The organism is Paraburkholderia sp. RL17-368-BIF-A, from assembly GCF_046054045.1.
In the GTDB taxonomy this organism is placed as follows: domain Bacteria; phylum Pseudomonadota; class Gammaproteobacteria; order Burkholderiales; family Burkholderiaceae; genus Paraburkholderia; species Paraburkholderia graminis.
Genome location: NZ_JARESN010000005.1, coordinates 152,916 through 174,460, shown reverse-complemented (window position 1 = coordinate 174,460; position 21,545 = coordinate 152,916). Strand labels below are relative to the sequence as shown.

The following is a 21,545-nucleotide window of genomic DNA, read 5'->3' as shown; positions in this document are numbered from 1 at the left end:
CGGATTGAGTACTTCCCGCGCCGCGGCCCACGGGGCGCCGCGCGGGTATGCAGTTCGCGGTTTGCAGTCGATGCGAAACCGTGCGTCCAGGGGATTTGTTCGGGACGTTTCAGGCATTAATCAATAACGATGAAGATAACAAGACCGCTGTGGGCACACGGCATTTTCATGACGCCCCAGCATTTCCAGCAACAGGCGCTGTGGGACCGGTATGCTGACGAGCGCATTGCGCGCATCGGCAGTCCCGATCCTTGGGGAGTCAGCCGCGTTGCTTTCGACACGCAAGCGTTGTCGATCAATCGTTTGCAACTGTCGTTGCTCGACGTGCGCTTGCCCGACGGCACTTTTTTCGATACCGAATCCGCCGATCACCTGCCGCCCGCGCGGGACCTGAGTGAAGTGCCGGCGCACGCCGAATCGGTCGTCGTATTGGCTGCGCTGCCGCTGATTGATCCGCAGGGCGGCAACTGCATCGAATCCGGTGAGAAGCCGGCGCGTCCGCGCCGCTTCACGCGGGAATATCTGCAAGTCGCGGATCTCAACGGTGAGGGCAAGGAAGAAATCAGCGTCGAGCGGCATGCGCTCGCGCTGCTGTTCGACTTCGAGGAGCCGGGCGACTACGTGACGTGTCCGGTCGGCCGCTTCGTGCGCAACGCGCAAGGCCGCTTCGAAATGGATGCTGCGTTCGTGCCGCCGTGCCTCGTGCTGTCGGCGAGCGGTCAATTGACGAGCCGCATGAACCGGCTGTCGGAAATTCTGAGCGCCAAAAGCGCCAGCCTTGCGGTGCGCCGGCGGGAGCGTTCGGACCAGATCGCTGATTACGCGGTCGCGGACGTGTCGCTCTTCTGGCTGCTGCACAGCGTGAATAGCACGTGGCCCGAACTCGCCCGCCTATGCCAGGCGCCCGATCAACATCCCGAGCGGCTCTACGGTGTACTGGCACGCCTGGCCGGCTCGCTGCTCACGTTTTCCACGACCGAAACGCTGCAGGCCATTCCGCCGTATGCGCACGATGCGCCGGAGCCGGTATTTGCGGAACTCGAATCGCTGATTCGTACGCTGCTCGATACGGTGATCCCGTCGCGCGTCGTGCCGATCGCTCTGGAACGGATTCGCGGCACGGCATGGCTCGGCAAGATCAACGACGAGCGGCTGGTCGAAGGCGCGGACTATTACCTGTCCGTTCGGTCCGGCTTGCCCGCTCACGCGCTGCTCGAACAGTTGCCGCGCTTGTGCAAGGCAGGCGCGCCCGACGAGGTCGAGCAGATCGTCAACTCCGCGCTGTCGGGCATCCCGCTGCGCACCATGTCGCGGCTTCCCGCGGCCATTCCTGTTCGCATCGAGAATCAGTATTTCGCGCTCGATAGCGCGCACCCGGCGTTCAAACGCATGGTGGATGCACGCGCGTGCCAGTTCTATATTCCGGCCTCGATGCCGGACGTTTCGCTCGAACTCTACGCGGTGCTGCCGACATGACGTCCATCCCGATCGGCCGCAACCTCGCGCCGCCTTCGCTGCTGCCCGTCGCATTGCGCAACACGGCGTTGACGGTCGCGCTTCTCGACACCGATCCCGCGCCGCAGTCGTTCAATGCCTTCAAGGACAAGTGCAAGGAGCAGGTGCGAAGCCTGCGCGAGGAACTGCAGTCCGCGGGCCATCCGCAGGACGTGATTGAAGATGCCGTCTACGCTCAGTGCGCGCTTCTCGACGAAAAGGCGCTCAGCAACCTGAAGGGCGACGACCGCGACGCATGGGAGCGCGTGCCGCTGCAAGTCGACGAGTTCCACAGCAACGAGGCGGGGCATGAACTGATCGCGCGTATCGAACGCCGTCTGGCGCAGCCGCAACCTGTGCTGCCGCTCCTGGCCATCTTCGGCGCCGTGCTGGACCTCGGCTTCACGGGCAAATTCGCCCTCGCCGCGAGCGACGCTCGCGTCGCCCTCGTCAAGGCAATCGGCGAACGGCTCGGCCGCGCGCACGATACATCGGGCCCCGTCGCAATCCAACCGCTTGCGTCGAACCACTGGGCGGGGCGGCTCTCGCCGCTCGCCTGGGTTGTCATCGCGTGCGTCGTCGCGGATGTCGCCTATGTGGCGCTCGATCAATGGCTCAATGCGGCCGTCGCCCGGATCGCACATTGATGGAGCCGCGTTTGACTGGTTACCCGAGCGGTTATCCGTACCGCACGCTGTTCGTGTGGGTCGCGCTGCTGGCGCTGACCTGGCTCGGGCTATGTTCGCCCTGGCCGGCGGGATGGAACGCGTTTGTCGCGGCGCTCGTGGTTTTTGCCGCGCTGGTCGCGGTCGTGCTCGGCACCAAGCGCGCGCGACTGCGGGGCGAGGCGACGCACCATGTGCTGCACGCCGTCGACGCGGCGCTCAGCTCGCTGCCTGCCGACGTCAAACGCAATACGCCGCTCGTGATCGCCGTTGCCGACGGCGGCGAATTGGCCGGGCCATTCGGCTCGGATTTCGTCCGCATTACCGACGCCGCCATCTGGGTGCGCAACGACGACCCGGCAAAGCTGATGTATCTCGCCGATGCACTCAAGCGCTGGCGTGACGGCCAGGGGCCCGACGCGGTGGCGTATCTGCTGGCCGCAGATCAGGCCACGGGCGCCGTGACGTTGCAGGCGGCGTCGAGGCGCTGGTGTTCCGCAATCGGGGAAGCGAGTCGTGCCGTCGGCTATCCGTTGCCCTTGTGCGTCGCGTTATACGCGCGAGAGGCCGGACAAAGCCCGGATGACTGTCCCTGGTTCGGTGTGTCGGGCGTCGAGGGCATGCAGCCGGACAGTCTGTCCGACGTCGTTGCCGCGCGGCTTGCGCAATACACATACATGGCCAGTCCGGAAATCGCGGATGAGCGCAAGTGGCGGGCATACCGCGCCGCGCGTCTCGACGCTTTGTCACGTTGGGCAGGTCAGCTCGTTGTGCCCACATTAGTCAGTAATCAACGCGGCGCGCTGGAGCTCGCGGCGCTGGGCGTGACGGCGATCGAAGGACGCCCAGCCGCGGAATCGTTATACGGCCAGTTCGTCAGCGGCATCACCGAACTCCCGCTCGCTGCTGCAAACGGCGGCGTCCGCGCGCCGCGCCATTGCCCGCTGCCCGAGCCGTTGATTCGCGGAATACGGCCTCAGCCTGCAAGACGCGCGCTGCCGCGTGCGCTCGCGCACGCGTTCATCTGGCTCGCCGCCGGCTTCTGCGCGGCTGCCGCCGCGTCGGCCTGGCAGAATCGCGCGCTGGTCGAGCGGGTCGCGGGCGATATGGCTCGCTACAAAGCCATTCCGCCCGCGCAGGACGCGGCGCGCGTCGACGCGCTCAAAGCCGTCAAGCACGATCGCGACGAACTCGAGCGCTATGCGAGCGCCGGCGTACCGCCGCGGCTCGGCCTCGGTTTCTATCGCGGAACGCCGCTGGTCGCGCCACTCAACGCGCTGATTGCAGGCTATCAGCCGCCGCCCGCGCCGGTCACGCCGTCCACCATCGAGTTGGACAGCATGTCGCTGTTCCGTTCGGGCAGCGCGGTGCTAAATCCCGGTTCCAACCGGGTGCTGATCGGCGCACTGGAAATGATCAACGCACACCCGGACAAGCGCGTACTGGTCGCGGGTCATACCGACTCGATCGGCAGTCCGGCGAGCAATCTCAAGCTGTCCGAAGCGCGCGCCGCATCGGTGCGCGACTGGCTGGCGGACGCATCCGGCATCGCGCCGACGCGGTTCGCCATCCAGGGCTACGGCGACACGCGTCCCAAGGCTCCAAACAGTACGGAAGCGGGACGCTCGGCGAATCGCCGGGTCGAGATCACACTGGTCCCGGATTGCCGGGACACGTTTGAAGAAAGCAGGAATGGCAACGGCCGTTCCATCCCCCAAGGCCACACGGCCTGTTCATTCGAGTAGAAGGAGAAAAACAAAATGGCTATTCCGGCATACATGTGGATCAAGGACGACGGCGGCGCGGACATCAAAGGCTCGGTCACCGTGCAGGGTCGCGAAGGCAGCGTCGAAGTCGTGGCGTTCCAGCACGGCGTAAGCATTCCGACCGATTCGAACACCGGCAAGCTGACGGGTGCCCGCGTGCATCTGCCGATCACGTTCACCAAAGAAACGGACGCGTCGTCGCCGTACCTTTACAAGGCAGTGACGAGCGGCCAGACATTGAAGTCGATCGAAATCAAGTGGTACAAGATCGACGACGCCGGCAAGGAAAAGGAGTACTTCAACACCAAGCTGGAGAACGTGAAAGTCGTGGCCGTGAATCCGAAGATGCACGACATCAAGAACCCCGAGTTCGAAAAACACAACCATCTGGAAGACATCCAGTTGCGCTACGAGAAGATCACGTGGTCGTACAAGGACGGCAACATCATCCACACCGACACCTGGAACGAACGCTCGTAATCGCGCGCTCGGTTCGGCACTGACGGGAGCTGGTCCGTCCGATCTTCGGAAAGTACGGACCGGCCCTTCGTCGGTCATTGCCTGCCAGCGCATACGCGGAACCGGCGCTCACCGTTCTCTCACAGCCTCCACTCGCCGCACTTTTAGCCGCTCGCCGCCATGACTCATCGCGACTTCTCCCCGTATCTGCGCCGCCTCAACGATCACTGCGCTCAAGCACTCGCCGACGCCGCGAGTCTGTGCGCGACGCGCGCCCATCGCGACATCGAGGTCGAACACTGGTTCATCAAGCTGCTCGAACTGGGCGACGGCGATCTCGTGGCGATCATGCGCCGCTATACACTCGACGTCGACGGCATCTGGAACGGTCTGCTCAGTGCAATCGACCGTTTGCCGCACGACTTGCGCGGCAAGCCCGGCTTGTCGCATCGCCTTGGGCAACTGCTCGAGGCGGCTTGGCTGCGAGCATCGCTCGAGGCGCAAGCGCCGCTGATCCGCTCCTCGCATCTGCTGGCGGCGCTCGCCGATGCGCCGCATCTGCTGCGCGCGCCCGACGCGTGGGCGCTGCTGTCGCTGTCGTCCACGCAGATCGAGCGCCTCACGCCGGAGCTCAACTGGACGTCGATCGAAGCGCCCGCCGCCAAGCCCTCCACGCAGCACGCGGACAGCACACCGACTACCGGGCACGCGCCGGACAGCGCGATGCAAGACGACTTCGACTTCGATTTCGACGCCGACCTCAATCCCGATCCGCTCTCCGCGGCGCCGCGCGCAAACGGCTTCGCGAACCCGGTATCGGAAGCGTTAGACCGCTTCACGATCGACGTCACGCAGAAAGCGCGCGACGGCAATATCGACCCCGTGTTCGGCCGTGACACCGAAATCCGTCAGATGGTCGATATTCTCGCGCGCCGCCGCAAGAACAATCCGATCCTGGTGGGGGAACCTGGCGTCGGCAAGACCGCGCTCGTCGAAGGGCTGGCGCTGAAAATCGCCGAGGGCGACGTGCCCGCAGCGATCCGCGACGTGCGCCTCTTGACGCTCGACCTCGGGCTGCTGCAGGCAGGCGCGGGCGTCAAGGGCGAATTCGAGCAACGTCTGAAAAACGTGATCGAGGCGGTACAGCAATCGGCCACGCCGATCCTGCTCTTTATCGACGAAGCGCATACGCTGATCGGCGCGGGCAATTCGGCGGGCAGCGGCGACGCGGCGAATCTGCTGAAGCCGGCCCTCGCGCGCGGAGAGTTGCGCACGATCGCGGCGACCACATGGTCGGAATACAAGCAGTACTTCGAGCGCGACGCGGCGCTCGAACGGCGTTTCCAGATGGTCAAGGTCGACGAACCCGACGACGACAACGCGTGCCTGATGCTGCGCGGCCTGAAAGAGCGTTATGCGCGGCACCACAACGTGCACATCACCGACGCCGCAGTGAGCGCGGCGGTGCGTTTGTCGCGCCGTTATCTGACGGGGCGTCAATTGCCTGACAAGGCCGTCGACCTGCTCGACACCGCGGCGGCACGCGTGCGCATGAGCGTCGATGCAACGCCGATCGCCATCGCCGCGCGTCGCGCGGAACAGGCCGCGCTGCGTGTCGAGCGCGATGCGCTGGTCGACGATCAGGGCGCGACATCGGTGGATATGAGCGCGCGGCTTGCGGCCATCGACGCACGCCTTCTGGCAGTCGCCGCCGAAATAGACAATCTCGAACAGAATTACGCGGAGCAGAAAAAAGCCGTCAGCGCGCTAACGGATCTGCGCGCGCAGTGGCGCGCCGCATCAGACGAATCCGCGCGGCGCGATCTCCAGCCGGAGATCAAAGCGGCGCACACGCTGCTGACGAAGCATGCCGACGAAGCGCTGATTCACGCCGAAGTCGACGAAGCCACGATCGCAAGCGTCATCGCGGACTGGACCGGCGTGCCGGTCGGCAGCCTGCTCGAAGACGAACTCACCACGCTGCTGGAACTGGAGACGCGGCTCGCGCGAACGGTCGTCGGCCAGGACGACGCGCTCGCCGCGCTCGGCAAATCGCTACGGGCCGCCAAAGCCGGCTTGAAGTCCGAAGACGCGCCGCTCGGCGTGTTCCTGCTCGCCGGTCCGTCCGGCGTCGGCAAGACCGAAACGGCGCGGGCACTCGCGGACCTGATGTTCGGCGGCGAGCGCGCGCTCGTCACCATCAACCTGTCCGAGTATCAGGAAGCGCACACGGTCTCGCAACTGAAGGGCTCGCCGCCGGGCTACGTCGGCTATGGACGCGGCGGCGTGCTGACCGAAGCGGTGCGTCAACGTCCGTACAGCGTCGTGCTGCTCGACGAAGTGGAAAAAGCGCATCGCGACGTGCTGAATCTGTTCTATCAGGTGTTCGATCGCGGCTTCATGCGCGACGGCGAAGGTCGCGTGATCGACTTCCGCAACACCGTCATCGTGATGACGTCGAATCTCGGCAGCGACGAAATCATGGCCGCGGTCGAGGCATCGCAACAGGTGTCGCAAGAACCGCCGCAAGAAGCATCGGAAGACCAGACAGCCACCGACGCAAACGCCAACGCACCAGCAGGCGCAACCGTCACCACCGCGATGCTGATGGAAGCCATTCGCCCGCAACTGGTCCAGCATTTCCAGCCCGCGTTGCTCGCGCGCTTTCAGACCGTCGTCTATCGGCCGTTGTCCGCGGAAGCGCTCGCGCAAATCGTGCGGATGAAGCTCGGCAAGGTCGCGCAACGCATCGAGAAGCGCTTTGCCGTGCCGCTCGCTTGCGACGATGCGCTCGTCGCCGAACTCGTGCGTGCGTGTCTGTTGCCGGACTCCGGCGCGCGCAACATCGACAGTCTGCTCGATCAACAGATTCTTCCGGTGCTGTCTCGTGAATTGCTCGAACGGGTCGCGAATCGGCAGTTGCCATCGCAAATTCGCCTGGGCTATGCGGACGACGCAGGCATTACCGTCGATTTCGACAGCGACCCCGCGTGCATGGAAGAGGCGACAGCATGAGTCGCGGCGGCCCGGTCTCTTCGAAACAGTGACCGGGCATTTTGCCAACGGCGCGCGCCTTGACGACTACGAGGCCGCGACGCAGAAGTTCTATTCGGTGCAGGACAACATCCAACGCATTCTGAATAGCCGGCGCAATGGGCTTGCTCATTTGCCGGACTATGGGCTCGACGATCTGTCGGAGATTTATCGGCACTTGCCCTCGTCGGCGCACCAGCTTCAGCGCGTGATCGAAACCACCGTGCTGAAGTGCGAGCCGCGCATGCGGGCAGTCCGGATGGGCAGACGCGCCTCAACATGCTGAGGCCCGATCTGGATCGCGCCTGAGCGTCGCACCGCCTGCGGTGAATGCAGCGCATGCGACAAACGCCAAAGCGCGATCCAAAGCCCTACTTCCCTTCGGACAATCCCCGCTCCAACGCCGCGACGCCGGCCGGCAAATCGACCTTAACCCCAAGGTCCACCATCGTCCGGCCCAACGCGTGCACGGTCCTGAACAGATTGTGCTCGCGGCACTGCTCGCCCATCTGACCAATGCGGACAATCGGCAATCCAAACGATCCTGAAATTTCCACCTGATGCTGCCGCGAAATATGCGCGCACACGTCGCCGGGACTCAAGCCCTCGGGCACCTCGATGCCCACCACCGAATTCAACCGGCACGCCTTCGGCGCATACAACTGCAAACCGAGCGCCGTCACGCCTTCCTGCAACGCGACCGAACACTTCAGATGCCGCGCGAAACGCTTCTCCAGCGTCTCGGCGCACACGAGCCGCAACGCCTCGTGCAACGCAAGCACGCCCGACACCGGCGCCGTGTAGTGATACCCCGCGTTGTGCCAGAAGTTTTCCGCGAGCGACGCATCGAGACACCAATGCGCATTCGGCGCGGTGCGTCCCTTCACCCGCGCCCAGGCGGCATCGGAGAACGCAATCAGCGAGACGCCGGGAATCGACGACAAACCCTTTTGTCCGCCGGTGATCACGGCGTCGATGCCCCATGCGTCCATCGCGAGCGGCATCGTACTCAACGTGCACACCGCGTCGACGATCACCAGCGCGCCCGCCGCTTTCGCCAGGGCAGCGATGTCCTTCAGTTGATAATTCCAGACCGTATTCGACGTCTCGCCCTGCACCACCGTGACGATCTCGGGGCGCTCGCGGCGAATCGCCTCGGCAATCTCATCGAGACTCGCCACCGACTGATCGCCGACTTCGAGCGTGCTCACACGCGCACCGACGCGGCGGCCCATCTCGGCCATCCGTCCGCTGAAAAAGCCGTTCTTGATGCTGAGCACGCGCGTGCCTTCCCACGCGAGATTGGAGATCGCCATTTCCATCGCGGCCGAGCCCGGTCCCGCCACGCCCAGCACCCACTTCGAATGCGTCTGGAACACGTAGCGCGCCATGGTCTTCACCTGGCTGATCACCTTCACCATGGTTGCGCCCAGGTGATTGATCACGATCGTGTTGGCCTTGGCGACGGCGGCGGGAATCGGCACGGGGCCCGCGCCCATCATCAGCAACGGCTCTTCGGGAAGAATGGCGTCGAGCGATTCGACAACCGGACAGGGCACAGCAGTAGACGTAACGTTGAACGATGAAGTCGGCATGATCGGCACTTGAAGGAAACGGCAAACACGGAACGCACAGCAGCCAACGGCCTCGCCAGCAGTGACACTGGCGAGGCCGGTTTTCGATCATTCACCGATCCGCGCAATTGCGCAAGTTTTTTGACCATGCCCGAGCGGGCGGCGTCATTTCACCTTGCTTTTATCGAGCTTCTTGCCTGTCTCCGCATTGAAGCGCTCGACGTATTCCTCGATGAGCCGCCGCATCGCGCGTCCGATCTGCCGGTAGTCCGACTCGTTGAGATTGGCGAGCGAGACGCGCCCCGACGCATGCTGCGTGCCGAAGCCGAGCCCCGGCAACAGCACCACCCGCGCCTCGCGCGCGAGCCGGAACAGCAGTTCGGTGGGCTGCGTGTTCTTCAATTGCCACTCGACAAACTCGCGCCCGAACATCCGCTCGCCGAGGAACTCGGCGTCGAGAATCGTGTAGTAATCGACCTGGTTCGGATCGTCGTCCTCGAACGAAATGCCGAGTTCTTCGTAGAGCGCCTGCTTGCGCTTGCGGATCAGGCGCTTCAACGCGTTCTTGTACGCGTCGGGCGTGTCCATCAGCGAGAACAGCGAAAAGAGCACCATCTGCACCTGCTGCGGCGTCGACAAGCCCGCCGTGTGATTGAGCGCGACGGTACGGCTGTCGGCAACCAGACGGTCGATGAACTTGAGCTTCTCGGGCTCCGTCGTGATCGATTCATAACGCTCGTGCAACTGCTCCTTCGCCTCTTTCGGCAACTCGGCAATCAACCTGTCGAGCACATTGTCGCGATGCGTCGCGATGGTGCCGAGACGCCAGCCGGTCGCGCCGAAGTACTTCGAGTACGAGTACACGAGAATCGTGTTCTTCGGCGCGAGCGCGAACAGCGACACGAAGTTGTCCGCGAACGTGCCATACACGTCGTCGGTGAGAAGAATCAGATCCGGGCGTTCCTTGACGATGTCGGCAATGTATTGGAGGCTCTCGTCGTCCATCTTCACCGAAGGCGGATTGCTCGGGTTCACGAGAAAGAACGCCTTGACCTTCGGATCGCGCAGCTTGTCGAGTTCCTCTTTCGAATACTGCCAGTTGCTCTCGACGGCGGCGTGAAGATTCACCACGTTCAACTGGTAGTCGTTCAGTCGCGGAATCTCGATGTACGGCGTGAAGATCGGCATGCCGAGCGCGATCGTATCGCCGGCTTTGAGCAGGTGATTCTCGCGCATCGTGTTGAAGATATACGTCATGGCCGCCGTGCCGCCCTCCACGGCGAACACGTCGAACTCGCCGACGAACGGATGCTGCCCGATCATCTCGCGGCGCAGATACTGGCCGACAATTATTTCGGATAGCTTAAGCATCCGGTCCGGCACCGGATAGTTCGATGCGAGGATGCCTTCGCACATTTCATACAGGAAATCGCCCGCGGAAAGTCCCAACTGATCGCGCACATACGATACGGCGCCGCGCAGAAAGTCGATGCCGGGCACGCCCTTGTTCTCGCGCAGGAACAGATCGAAGCGCTCTTCGAGGCCATCGCGCCGCGGGAATCCGCCGACGCCCTCCGGCATGTAGGCGAACGAACGCTCCGACTCGCGCATCGCAAAGAGGCCGAGTTGCCAGAAGCCGTGACGCGGAATCGTCGCGAGAAAATTCGGGTTGCCGCGCCCGGCGTTGAGCATCGCCGCGTTGGCCGGACGCTCGACCGCGCCGCCGCCCGCGGCCTTGATGAGTTCATCCTTCAATTCGAACGGGCTCAGCGCGGCAAGACCCGCTTGCGCCATATCGCCATGTTTGCTGTCGCCCTTCTCTTTTGCCATGATGCGTTCTCCAATGAGCCAGATGAAAGCGCCGCCGCGAGTTGCTCTGCGTGATGCCGCGGCCGGCGCGAAGAGACCGATACAACGCTCCGCTAGACGAGCCCCACCACCAGCGGCCCGAGCAACGTCAACGCGACGTTTGCAATCGCATACGTGATGGCGAATGGCACGGTCGGCACCGCGCTTTCCGCCTTGTCGAGCACGCCGCCGAACGCCGGGTTGGCGCTGCGCGAGCCCGTCAGCGCGCCCGCCAGGATGGCCGCGTTGTTGTAGCGAAGCACGTAGCGGCCGAACAGCATCGTGAGCAGAAGCGGGAACAGCGTGACGAATACGCCGAGCAGGAAGATCGTCATGCCGCTCTGCTTGACGGTCACCACCGCCTGCAAGCCGGAATTCAGGCCGACCACGGCGACGAAAGCGGCGAGTCCGAAGTCCTTCAGCAACTGCGAAGCTGCCGTGGGCATCACGCCGTACATCGGATGCTTGCCGCGCATCCAGCCGAACAGCAGGCCGGCGAGCAGGCAGCCGCCGCCGGAACCGAGCGTGAGCGGAATGCCGCCGACATTGACGACGATCAGCCCGATCAGCAAGCCGAGCACGAGACCCACACCCATGTAGATGAAGTCGGTCTTGATGGTGTACGGCAGTTCGTAACCCGCGGCGTCGACGGCACGCTTTGTGTCTTTCGGCGATCCGTAGAACGTGATGACGTCGCCGTGTTCGAGCTTTGTCTCAGGCAGTAGCGGCAGCGGCTGACCGGCGCGCGAAATGCTCTGGATGTACACGCCGTGGCGCATGTCGCGGTCCACGATCTCGCGTGCCGCGGCGATTGTGGTGTGGTTCATGCCTTTGCGCGTGAACACGCCTTCGCGCGTTTGCATGACGACGCCCACGTCGCCGATGTCGGCGACCTCGCTGCCGTTCGAGCCGAATTCGACGACGGCTTCGCGACGGCCCACGACCAGCACGACGTCGTCGGGTTCGAGGATCAGATCGGGCGTCGGGTCGAGCGTATGACCGCCGCGCTTGACGCGCTCGATGGTCAGCAGATCGCGATGCAGCGTCTCGACCTCCTTCACGGATTTGCCCGCGCTGACGTCGATCCGGTACGCGCGCCCCACCAGTTCCGGCAACGCGCGCAGTTGTCCCGGTCCTTGCGCCGGCGCGCCCGCTGCAAGCTCGCGTTCGGCTTCGATGGACGCATCGCGCAGGCTCTGCCCCATGAACTTCGGCAAGATGTTCACGCACACGATGATCGCGCCGAGCGAGCCGAACACGTAGGTCACCGCGTAGGCAATCGCGACGTCCGATTGCAGCGCCTTGACCTGGTCCGCTGGCAAGCCGAGGCGCGCGATCGCGTCGCCCGCCGTGCCGATAATCGCCGACTGCGTCAGCGCGCCGCCGGCGAGGCCGGCCGCGAGTCCCTTGTTCAAATGGAACAGCTTCGCGCACACCACGACGGTGATGAGCGCCGTGACCGCGAGAAAGACCGCCATCGCGATTTCGCGCAGCGTCTTGCGGTTCAGCGAATTGAAGAAGCCGGGACCAGAGTCATAGCCGACCGCGTAGATAAACACCGCGAACATCACCGACTTGACGCCGTTGTCGATCGTCACGCCGGCCTGGCTGATGACCACGGCGGCAAGCAGCGAGCCGCCCACGCCGCCCAACTGGAATTTGCCGAAGTTGATCTGGCCGATGAAGTAACCCGCCGCCAGCGACAGAAACAGCGCTATCTCAGGTGATTTCTGGAAGATTTGGTGTAGCCAGTCCATCGTGCCCTCGCTTTTTAGTTTGTCATACTAATTACCAGCCACTGCCGCGAGCGCACGAGCGACGCCTGACGGCACTGCTGACTGCCTAACCCAACTTGCCGGCAACGCCGACCACGACCGGACCCATCAACGGCAAAAGGATGTTGGAGAGCGCATAGGTGATCGTGTAGCCGATCACCGGCGTCGAATTGCCGGCCACGCCGACCAGCGCGCTGATCGCGGGCGTGCTGCACTGCTGACCGGCGATCGCGCCGAGCAGCATCGGCGTGTCCAGCTTGAGGAACACGCGGCCGATCCATAAGGACAACAGCCCCGGCACGAGCACGAGCAGAATGCCCGCCGCCGGCAACGCGAGGCCGTACTCGCGCACGAGCCTGATCGCATCCGGTCCCGCCGACAAACCGACCGCGGCGATAAACGTGGCGAGCCCGAAGTCCTTGAGAATCTGCGCCGCCGCCGAAGGCAACGAGCCGACGAGCGGATAGCGCGAGCGAATCCAGCCGAACAGCAGGCCCGACAACAGACATCCGCCGCCCGTGCCCAATGCGAGCGACACGCCGCCGATGCGCCCGCCGAGATGACCGATCGCCATGCCCGCGAGCACGCCGAGGCCGAGATAGACGAAGTCGGTCTTCTGCGTGGCGACGAGCACATAGCCGAGACGCCGGGCGCCGCGCTCCACGTCGGTCTTCGCGCCGACGAGCGTCAGCACGTCGCCGCGATTGAGTTCCGTGCCGGGCAACGCGGGGATCGTCGAGTCGAGCCGTGTGACGGCCGCGATATAGACGCCGCGTCCCTGCTCCGGGGCCGCGCGTTCGCGCAGTTGAGCGACCGTGAGACCGTGCGCGTCGCGCCGCGTCAGCACGACGTCGCGCGTCTCCGCGAGGACCTGGCCGAAGTCCGCGCCGTCCACTTCGTCGCCGAGGCCCGGCGCCGCTGCGACGATCGCTTCGCGCCGGCCGCCTACCAGCACGAGGTCGCCGGACGCGAGCGCGAGTTGCGGCTCGACGGGCACGTCCGAGCCGTTGCGCCGCACCTGCTCGATGGTGAGATTGAAGCCGTGCTGCTGTTCGATGGCGAAAACCGTCGCTCCATGAGCGCCGTCGATGCGGAACGCGCGGCCCACCAGCGCAGGCGCGGCGGCGCGCTGTCCGTCGCCTAGGGCGCCATCGCCGCCGAGCGTGCGCCACATTTTTTCCGCCTCGGCGCGCAAATCGATGCGCAACAGCAAGGGCGCGAACTGACTGGTAAAGAGCACGATGGTGATAAGCCCGAACAGGTAACTCACGCTGTATGCAGTGACGACGTTGGCCTGCAGGCGCACCGTCTCAGCTTCTGCGAGACCGAGCTTCGCGATCGCCTCCGACGCTGTGCCGATCACGGCGGACTCCGTTGCCGCGCCGGCCAGCAGGCCGGCTGCGGTGCCGGCGTCTAGCCGCATCACGGCCACCGCGATGACGATCAGCGCAAGCACCGACACGATCTCGATCACCGACAGCAGCCCATAGCGCCAGCCCCGGCCGATATTGGCGAAAAACTGCGGCCCGCCCGTGAAGCCCAGCGCAAAGATGAAGAGCGCGAATGCAATGTTCTTCAAATCGGGGGCGAGCCGCGCGCCGGTCTGACCCAATAGCAGCGCGACGATCAACGTGCCGCAAACGCCGCCCAATTGAATAGGGCCGATACGAAAGGAGCCGATCAAATAGCCGATTGCGAGGCTCGTGAACAGCGCGATCTCCGGTTGAGCCCTCAGCAATTCAGCGATCATGTTGGCCGGCCAATTTATAGGTTCGATTAGCGATCTGCTCAATAACGCCGACTGCAAATTGCGTGACTGCTTTCGTGAAGACTGTTCTGATCTGGGTCAATGGTTCAACTGGACGGTTCAATTAAACGCCATATGACGGAACAGGCAGGCAGCGCAATACGAACGCCGCACTGAACTACTGCGTCATTGAAAAAGACAGCATTTGCAATCGGACCACGCCGATGGCTTTGCAGGGACAAATTGCCACACGTACCGTGCGTGTGGCGCGTTTTACCGTTTCCGCCCAAGACAGCCTCTGGCGCTCACGGGCTTTTTTAAATTATGTAAGTTGAGAAGACCTGTCAATGTTATTTTTTTCGCAGTTGTTCTTGACTTCGCGAATAGCGGACCTATGGAAAGGCACCGTCTAGCCGTTTTATTGCATTGCACCTTTTGATGAATTCCTTATACTCGTTTTCATTGAGCGCTAAAGCGCCGTCTTCATAAAACTGCGAATTGCGCAGCGCCGGTATGCGATTAAATGGAGTGAGCAATGCGCATGATCCTGTTCAGCAGCCGTCAATACGACGTCGAGACTTTCACCGAAGCGAATGCCGCGCATCGCTATGAACTGCATTTCCAGGAATCGCATCTGAACAGCGAAACCGCCGTGCTCGCGCGTGCCTATGAGGTCGTGTGTCCGTTCGTCAACGATCGTGTCGATGCCGCGACGCTCGAACATCTGCATGCCGGCGGCACGCGCATGATCGCTTTGCGCTCCGCAGGCTTTAATCACGTCGATCTCGCAACGGCCGAGCGCCTCGGCATTGCCGTCGCCCGCGTGCCCGCTTATTCGCCGCACGCCGTCGCCGAGCATGCGGTGGGCCTCGTGCTCGCGCTGAACCGGCGCCTGCCGCGTGCGGTCGCGCGCACGCGGGAGGGCGACTTCTCGCTGCATGGACTATTGGGCTTCGATCTGCACGGCAAGACAGTCGGCGTGATCGGCACCGGCATGATCGGCCGCGTGTTCGGACGCATCATGTCGGGCTTCGGCATGCGCGTGCTGGCGTACGATCCCGGCACGCCCGCCGACGATCTGCTCGCGCTCGGCGCGCGCTACGTGACGCTCGACACGCTTCTCGCGGAATCGGACATTGTCAGCCTGCATTGTCCGTTGCTTCCGGCAACGTACCATCTGATCGACGCGGCCGCGCTCGCCAGAATGAAGCGCGGCGCGATGCTGATCAACACGGGGCGCGGCGGGCTCGTCGAAAGCAATGCGCTGGTGGGCGCGCTGAAGGACGGTCAGCTCGGCCATCTGGGGCTCGACGTCTACGAGGAAGAAGGCGGTCTGTTCTTCGAGGACCATTCGAATCTACCGTTGCAAGACGACGTGCTCGCGCGTCTTCTGATGTTCCCGAATGTGATCGTCACCGCGCACCAGGCGTTTTTTACACGCGAGGCGATGAACGAGATCGCGCAGACCACGCTCGCGAACGTCGCCGCGTGGCAAGCGGGCACGCCTCGCAACGCGGTGCATGCGAACGACCAGGCGTCGTCGGGCCTGCCTGGCTGAAGCCGAAAATCTACGCGCCGCCCGCGTTCAGTGGAACGGGGCGAATCGCCGTGCGGGCGTCGTCCGGTGCGCCGCATATCTCGCGCAGCAACGCAGCCTCGCGCTCGTGCACTTCCACCGGAAACCAGCGCGCCCCGGCATCGGCGAGATAGCGCGCGCGATGCTGCCCGTTGCGAAACGCCACCACGCCTTCGCGCTCGAAACCGAGCCACCCGAGCAGGCCCGGCGCGCGGCGCGTCGAGATCGTCACGTAGGGCATCTGCGGAATGCGCGGATTGTCCGGATCGAGGAACTCGCGAATGCCGCGCACCTTTCCCGCATGCCATTCGGCAACGGGCTTCAGAACATAATCGGTGTTGTCGCGATCGGCGCACGCGAGCAGCTTGCGCACGTCGACCACGACGACCTGATGCCGCGTGCCGTCGGCGACGAAGACGCGTTTCAGGCGCGCGTGGTCGTACCATGAATGCCGGTCGAGCGGGACGATCCAGACGGTCTCCGCGCAGGCCGGCGCACCCGCGGACGGTGAATTGGCGAGAGGCAAAGGCAGGCTCGATAAGCTGGCGGCAGCTCGCCAGCGCGTTAAGAGAGCGCTAACGCTACGAGACGATTGTGAAAGAAGCATGTCAAGCCACGGTATTAACTGCTGTGCATGAGCGCTGCACTGGCGCCCGAACGGATCAACGAACGGGCGAACGCGGACCTTCAGGGAGACGACGATGATAAGCACGCAAAATTTCAACCAATATGTGCGTATCGAAGCTAACCGTGATAACGGCGTAGCAACCATCGTGCTTGAGCGTCCGGAGCGGCGTAATGCGGTCGACCGTCTCGTCGCCGATGCGTTGAGCGCCGCATTCCAATGCTTCGAAGCGGAGCCCGCGTGGCGCGCAGCCGTGCTGTTCGGCGCGGGCGGCACGTTCTGCGCGGGCGCAGATCTGAGCGCGCTCGCCGACGAAACGCGCCGCAACGAGATTCACGCGGACGGCAGCGGTCCCGGACCGATGGGACCGACGCGCATGCATTTCACGAAGCCGGTCATCGCGGCAATTACGGGCTATGCGGTCGCGGGTGGCCTGGAACTGGCGGCCATGTGCGACCTGCGTGTCGTCGAGGAGGACGCGGTGCTCGGCGTGTTTTGCCGCCGCGTCGGCATTCCGCTGATCGACGGCGGGACGATTCGCTTGCCGCGGCTGATCGGCATGTCGCGCGCGCTCGATCTGATACTCACCGGCCGCGCGGTGAGCGCACAGGAAGCGCTCGCTTTCGGCCTCGCGAATCGCGTGGTCGCCAAAGGCGAGGCGCGCGCGGCGGCCGAGCAACTGGCCGCCGAACTCGTGGCCTTTCCGCAGGCGGCGCTGCTGGCCGACCGCCGCTCGGTGCTGGAAAACAGCATGCTGGACGATCTCGCCGACGCGCTGCGGCGCGAAGGCGCCGGCGGCTATCAGGCGGTTTTCGACGAAGGTGTTGCGGGCGCCGAGCGTTTTACGAAGGGCGCGGGACGTCACGGCAAGGCGTCGGATTAAAAACAACAGCCGCGCCGTGCACACGACTGAGCGCCCAGCACTATCGTTTTGACTTAGGTAAAATCCCTAACTGTTTTGCTTTCAGCACGGCGCACGCGCTTTCGCCCCGAAAACGCGCGCCGTCCGCGCGACGTCTCGCGCCGCGCCGATCCACAGTCCGCCGCCATGCCTTTGCCCCTGCTTGCTCTCGCCATTGCCGCCTTTGGCATCGGCACCACCGAATTCGTCATCATGGGGCTGTTGCCCAACGTCGCCCGCGATCTGTCGGTGTCGATTCCGGCTGCCGGCATGCTGGTCTCCGCTTATGCGCTCGGCGTGACGATCGGCGCGCCCATCGTGGCGATCGCCGTCGCCAACATGCCGCGCAAGAAAGCGCTGATGAGCCTGATCGGCGTATTCATCGTCGGCAATCTGCTGTGCGCGCTTGCGCCGGGCTACGCGGTGCTGATGGCCGCGCGGATCGTCACCGCGTTCTGTCACGGCGCGTTCTTCGGCATCGGCTCAGTGGTGGCCGCGGGGCTCGTCGCGCCGAACCGCCGCGCGCAGGCCATCGCGCTGATGTTCACCGGCCTCACGCTGGCGAATGTGCTCGGTGTGCCGCTCGGCACGGCGCTCGGCCAGGCTGCCGGCTGGCGCGCGACCTTCTGGGCGGTGACGGGCATCGGCATCGCCGCGGCCGCCGCGCTCGCGGTCTGCCTGCCGGCGAAGATCGAGATGCAGAAAGCGAGCCTCGTGCGCGAATTCGGCGTGCTGAAAAATCCGCAGGTGTTGATGGTGCTCGGCATCAGCGTACTGGCGTCGGCGAGCCTCTTTTCCACTTTCACGTACATCACGCCGATTCTCGAAGACGTGACCGGTTTCACGCCGCACGCGGTCACGCTCGTGCTGTTGCTGTTCGGCCTGGGGCTGACCGTTGGCAGCACGCTCGGCGGCAAGCTCGCGGACTGGCGGTTGATGCCGTCGCTGGTGGCGTTCCTGCTCGCCATCGTCGCGATTCTGACGATCTTCGCCGGCACCATGCATGCCGAAATTCCGGCGATGATCACGATCTTCGCGTGGGGCGTTCTGGCGTTTGCGATCGTGCCGCCGTTGCAGATACTGATCGTCGACCGCGCGAGCGATGCGCCGAATCTCGCGTCGACGCTGAATCAGGGTGCCTTCAACCTCGGCAATGCGACGGGCGCCTGGCTCGGCGGCATGGCGATCGGTGCGGGTGCGCCGTTGACTACGCTGCCGTGGGTCGGCGTCGCCACTTCCGTTGGGGCGCTGCTGCTTACGCTGTGGTCGGTGTCGATCGACCGGCGTGCACAAAGGATGGCGGTGGCGGGGTGAACGCCAGGAGCGCATAGTGAGGCCAGCCGGCCGGGCGGCCTTTCTGGGCCATAGCCGGCCGGCGCTTCAGGTTCACGCGTTCACCCCCGCGCCGCCACAATCTCCCCGACGCAAGCCCCAAAACCCACGCGATATCCATCGCCCTGGCACCATCCGGCGAGCGTCAATTCATCGCCGTCCTCAATGAACGTGCGCGTGCCGCCGTCTTTCAGTTCGAGCGGCTTCTTGCCGTTCCACGTCAGTTCGAGCAGGCTGCCGTACGAGTCTTCGGTCGGGCCGCTGATCGTGCCCGAGCCCATCAGGTCGCCCACTCGCGTATTGCAGCCCGATACCGTGTGATGCGCGAGTTGCTGCGCCATCGTCCAGTACATGTGCCTGAAGTTGGTTCGCGCGATGGTCGTCGCCTGTTTCGCTGCATGAGGCCGCAGCTTCACTTCGAGCGCGATGTCGAACGCATGGTCGCCGTCGTGCCGTAGATACGCCAGCGGCTCTGGCTCCTGCACCGGGTGCGCGACGCGGAACGGTTCGAGTGCATCGAGCGTGACGATCCACGGCGAGATCGTGGTCGCGAACGTTTTTGCGTTGAACGGACCGAGCGGCACGTATTCCCATTGCTGAATGTCGCGCGCGCTCCAGTCGTTCAGCAGCACGATGCCGAAGATGTGCGCTTCCGCGTCCGCACATGCAATCGGCTCGCCCAACGCGTTGCCGCCGCCGATCACAAAGCCCGTCTCGAGTTCGATGTCGAGCTTGCGGCACGCGCCGAACACCGGCCGGTCCTGATCGGGCAACTTCAATTGACCATTGGGCCGACGCACCGGCGTGCCGCTCACCACCACCGACGACGCGCGTCCGTTGTAGCCGATGGGCATCTCCGACCAGTTCGGCAACAGCGCATTCTTCGGATCGCGAAACATGGAGCCGACGTTCGTCGCGTGCTCTTTCGACGAATAAAAGTCCGTATAGCCGGGAATCTCCACGGGCAAATGAAGCCGCGCGTCGGCCGCACGCACCAGCACTTTGGCGCGCAGTGCCGCGTCGTCGCGCAACGTCGCGGTGTCGCGTGAAAGCAGGTTGCTCAACTGGATGCGCACGCCGCGCCACGCGTCGCGGCCTAGCGCGATGAAGTCGTTCAGCGTATCGCGCGCAAAAACATCGGCGTTCGACGGCAGCTTCAATAGCCCCGCCGCCTGCAATGCGGCCAGATCGACGATCTCATCGCCGATCGCCACGCCCGCGCGGCGCGTGTCGCTGCTCGTGTCGCTGAAAATGCCGAACGGCAAATTCTGGATCGAGAAATCGTGACTCGGCTCGTTGGCCGACTCGACCCAGCTTTTGCGCGACGGATCGAGCGTCGCCTGAAGATCGCTCACTGCGCTCATCGTTGCTCCGGATTGAAGTGTTTCTTGAGACCTTGCCAGCACTCGTAGTAATGCGCCTGAAGCTGCGCGGTTTCGAGCGCAAAGCGCGTCGGCTTGATCAGCGTGCGCGTTTCGAACATGAAGGCCATCGTGTCGCCGACCTTGCTCGGCTTCGACGTGTCGCTATGCGACGCTTTCTCGAAGGTCTCCGCGTCGGGACCGTGGCCGGACATACAGTTATGCAGGCTCGCGCCGCCCGGCACGAAGCCTTCGGCCTTCGCGTCGTAGACGCCATGCACGAGGCCCATGAATTCGCTCGCGACATTGCGATGGAACCACGGCGGGCGGAACGTATCTTCCGCGGCGAGCCAGCGCGGCGGAAAGATCACGAAGTCGATCGTATCGACGCCCGGCGTGTCGCTTTGCGATTGCAGCACGAGAAATATCGACGGGTCCGGATGATCGAAGCTGATCGAGCCGATCGTGTTGAAGCGCCGCAAGTCGTACTTGTACGGCGCGTAGTTGCCGTGCCACGCGACCACGTCGAGCGGCGAATGGCCGATGTCCGCGCGCCACAAATTGCCGTTCATTTTCGCGACGAGTTCGAAGTCGCCTTCGCGGTCCTCGTAAGCGGCATGCGGCGTGAGAAAGTCGCGCGGATTGGCGAGGCCGTTCGAGCCGATCGGACCAAGATCCGGCAAGCGCAGCAACGCCCCAAAGTTTTCGCAGATGTAGCCGCGCGCGCTCCCGTCGGGCAGGCTCACCGCGAAGCGCACGCCGCGTGGAATCACCGCGATTTCGAACGGTTCGACGTCCAGCCGGCCGAGTTCGGTCGCGATATGCAGGCGCCCTTCTTGCGGCACGATCAGCAGTTCGCCGTCGGCGCTGTAGAAGAAGCGATCTTGCATCGAGCGATTCGCCGCGTACAGGTGGATCGCGCAGCCGCTCATCGATTCGGCTGCGCCGTTGCCGGCCATCGTCACCCAGCCGTCGATGAAATCCGTCGGCACGGTCGGCATCGGCAACGCGTCCCAGCGCAACTGGTTGGGCGGCGTCGGCGGGACGTCGGCGAAATTGGCGACGAGCCGCTCCGAAGGCAGCGGCGCGAACGGCTTGTGCACCGCCGCCGGACGGATGCGGTACAGCCACGAGCGCCGGTTGTGGCCGCGCGGCGCGGTGAACGCGGTGCCCGACAATTGTTCGGCATACAAACCATAGGCGACGCGCTGCGGTGAATTGCGCCCTGCGGGCAGCGCGCCCGGCAGCGCTTCGGTCGCGAATTCGTTGGCAAAGCCGGACTGATAACCGGGCTCGATTTCGAGCCGCGAACTGGCGCTATCCGGCTGACGTGTTGAGGTGTCCATGCAAGTTCTCCGTTGACTCTGTATTTCGTCTCACGCGGGTTTC

15 protein-coding genes and 1 pseudogene are annotated in these 21,545 nt (G+C 64.1%); 9 read left to right on the top strand and 7 right to left on the bottom strand.

What is annotated here, in order from left to right:
* Positions 1 to 129: 129 nt before the first annotated feature.
* The 6 genes and pseudogenes from tssK to tssE all read left to right on the top strand — a co-directional run.
* Positions 130 to 1,476, top strand: coding sequence for a type VI secretion system baseplate subunit TssK (gene tssK, locus P0D87_RS11285; protein WP_082366942.1), 1,347 nt, complete (start codon positions 130 to 132; stop codon positions 1,474 to 1,476).
* The gene (locus P0D87_RS11280; protein WP_053857559.1) at positions 1,473 to 2,141 is read left to right on the top strand and encodes a DotU/TssL family secretion system protein; all 669 of its coding nucleotides are present in this window, start codon (positions 1,473 to 1,475) and stop codon (positions 2,139 to 2,141) included. The genes tssK and P0D87_RS11280 overlap by 4 nt, the downstream gene beginning before the upstream one ends.
* Complete coding sequence (locus P0D87_RS11275) at positions 2,141 to 3,904, top strand: OmpA family protein (protein ID WP_053857558.1); 1,764 nt, start codon at positions 2,141 to 2,143, stop codon at positions 3,902 to 3,904. The genes P0D87_RS11280 and P0D87_RS11275 overlap by 1 nt, the downstream gene beginning before the upstream one ends.
* A gap of 15 nt (positions 3,905 to 3,919) precedes the next feature.
* Positions 3,920 to 4,405 carry an Hcp family type VI secretion system effector gene (locus tag P0D87_RS11270; protein WP_053857557.1) on the top strand — a complete coding sequence of 162 codons (486 nt, stop codon included), beginning with the start codon at positions 3,920 to 3,922 and terminating at the stop codon, positions 4,403 to 4,405.
* A 159-nt stretch (positions 4,406 to 4,564) separates the two neighbouring features.
* Complete coding sequence (tssH, locus tag P0D87_RS11265) at positions 4,565 to 7,399, top strand: type VI secretion system ATPase TssH (RefSeq protein WP_053857556.1); 2,835 nt, start codon at positions 4,565 to 4,567, stop codon at positions 7,397 to 7,399.
* Positions 7,356 to 7,673: pseudogene (tssE, locus tag P0D87_RS11260) on the top strand (type VI secretion system baseplate subunit TssE); the annotation flags it as partial. The gene tssH and the pseudogene tssE, both read left to right, overlap by 44 nt.
* 115 nt (positions 7,674 to 7,788) lie before the next feature.
* Here tssE and P0D87_RS11255 read toward each other — a convergent pair.
* From P0D87_RS11255 to aspT (P0D87_RS11240), 4 genes are all read right to left on the bottom strand, one after another.
* Positions 7,789 to 9,012: a pyridoxal-phosphate-dependent aminotransferase family protein gene (locus P0D87_RS11255; protein ID WP_006047831.1), complete on the bottom strand. Its 1,224-nt coding sequence runs from the start codon at positions 9,010 to 9,012 to the stop codon at positions 7,789 to 7,791.
* A 144-nt stretch (positions 9,013 to 9,156) separates the two neighbouring features.
* A complete protein-coding gene (locus P0D87_RS11250; RefSeq protein ID WP_053857555.1) occupies positions 9,157 to 10,821 on the bottom strand; it encodes a bifunctional aspartate transaminase/aspartate 4-decarboxylase in 1,665 nt (554 codons plus the stop codon).
* A 92-nt stretch (positions 10,822 to 10,913) separates the two neighbouring features.
* Positions 10,914 to 12,596, bottom strand: a complete 1,683-nt coding sequence (aspT, locus tag P0D87_RS11245) for an aspartate-alanine antiporter (protein WP_006047833.1) — start codon at positions 12,594 to 12,596, stop codon at positions 10,914 to 10,916.
* An 85-nt stretch (positions 12,597 to 12,681) separates the two neighbouring features.
* Positions 12,682 to 14,364: an aspartate-alanine antiporter gene (gene aspT, locus P0D87_RS11240; protein WP_053857554.1), complete on the bottom strand. Its 1,683-nt coding sequence runs from the start codon at positions 14,362 to 14,364 to the stop codon at positions 12,682 to 12,684.
* A gap of 532 nt (positions 14,365 to 14,896) precedes the next feature.
* On the opposite strand from aspT (P0D87_RS11240), the gene P0D87_RS11235 reads away from it, so the two are divergent.
* Complete coding sequence (locus tag P0D87_RS11235) at positions 14,897 to 15,919, top strand: 2-hydroxyacid dehydrogenase (protein ID WP_053857553.1); 1,023 nt, start codon at positions 14,897 to 14,899, stop codon at positions 15,917 to 15,919.
* Positions 15,920 to 15,929: 10 nt separating this feature from the next.
* Here P0D87_RS11235 and P0D87_RS11230 read toward each other — a convergent pair whose 3' ends face one another.
* Positions 15,930 to 16,544, bottom strand: a complete 615-nt coding sequence (locus P0D87_RS11230) for a plasmid fertility inhibition factor family protein (RefSeq protein ID WP_408636820.1) — start codon at positions 16,542 to 16,544, stop codon at positions 15,930 to 15,932.
* A 94-nt stretch (positions 16,545 to 16,638) separates the two neighbouring features.
* Here P0D87_RS11230 and P0D87_RS11225 point away from each other — a divergent pair, with 94 nt between their 5' ends.
* Together P0D87_RS11225 and P0D87_RS11220 are read left to right on the top strand one after the other, a co-directional pair.
* On the top strand, positions 16,639 to 17,445 hold the full coding sequence (locus P0D87_RS11225) for a crotonase/enoyl-CoA hydratase family protein (protein WP_053857551.1): 807 nt from the start codon (positions 16,639 to 16,641) through the stop codon (positions 17,443 to 17,445).
* Between the two features lie 165 nt (positions 17,446 to 17,610).
* On the top strand, positions 17,611 to 18,777 hold the full coding sequence (locus tag P0D87_RS11220) for an MFS transporter (RefSeq protein ID WP_053858956.1): 1,167 nt from the start codon (positions 17,611 to 17,613) through the stop codon (positions 18,775 to 18,777).
* A gap of 80 nt (positions 18,778 to 18,857) precedes the next feature.
* On the opposite strand, the gene fahA is transcribed toward P0D87_RS11220, so the two are convergent.
* Together fahA and hmgA are read right to left on the bottom strand one after the other, a co-directional pair.
* Positions 18,858 to 20,159, bottom strand: coding sequence for a fumarylacetoacetase (fahA, locus tag P0D87_RS11215; protein WP_053857550.1), 1,302 nt, complete (start codon positions 20,157 to 20,159; stop codon positions 18,858 to 18,860).
* Entirely contained in the window at positions 20,156 to 21,502 is a 1,347-nt protein-coding gene (hmgA, locus tag P0D87_RS11210; RefSeq protein ID WP_029970398.1) for a homogentisate 1,2-dioxygenase, read from the bottom strand. The genes fahA and hmgA overlap by 4 nt, the downstream gene beginning before the upstream one ends.
* Positions 21,503 to 21,545 lie beyond the last annotated feature (43 nt).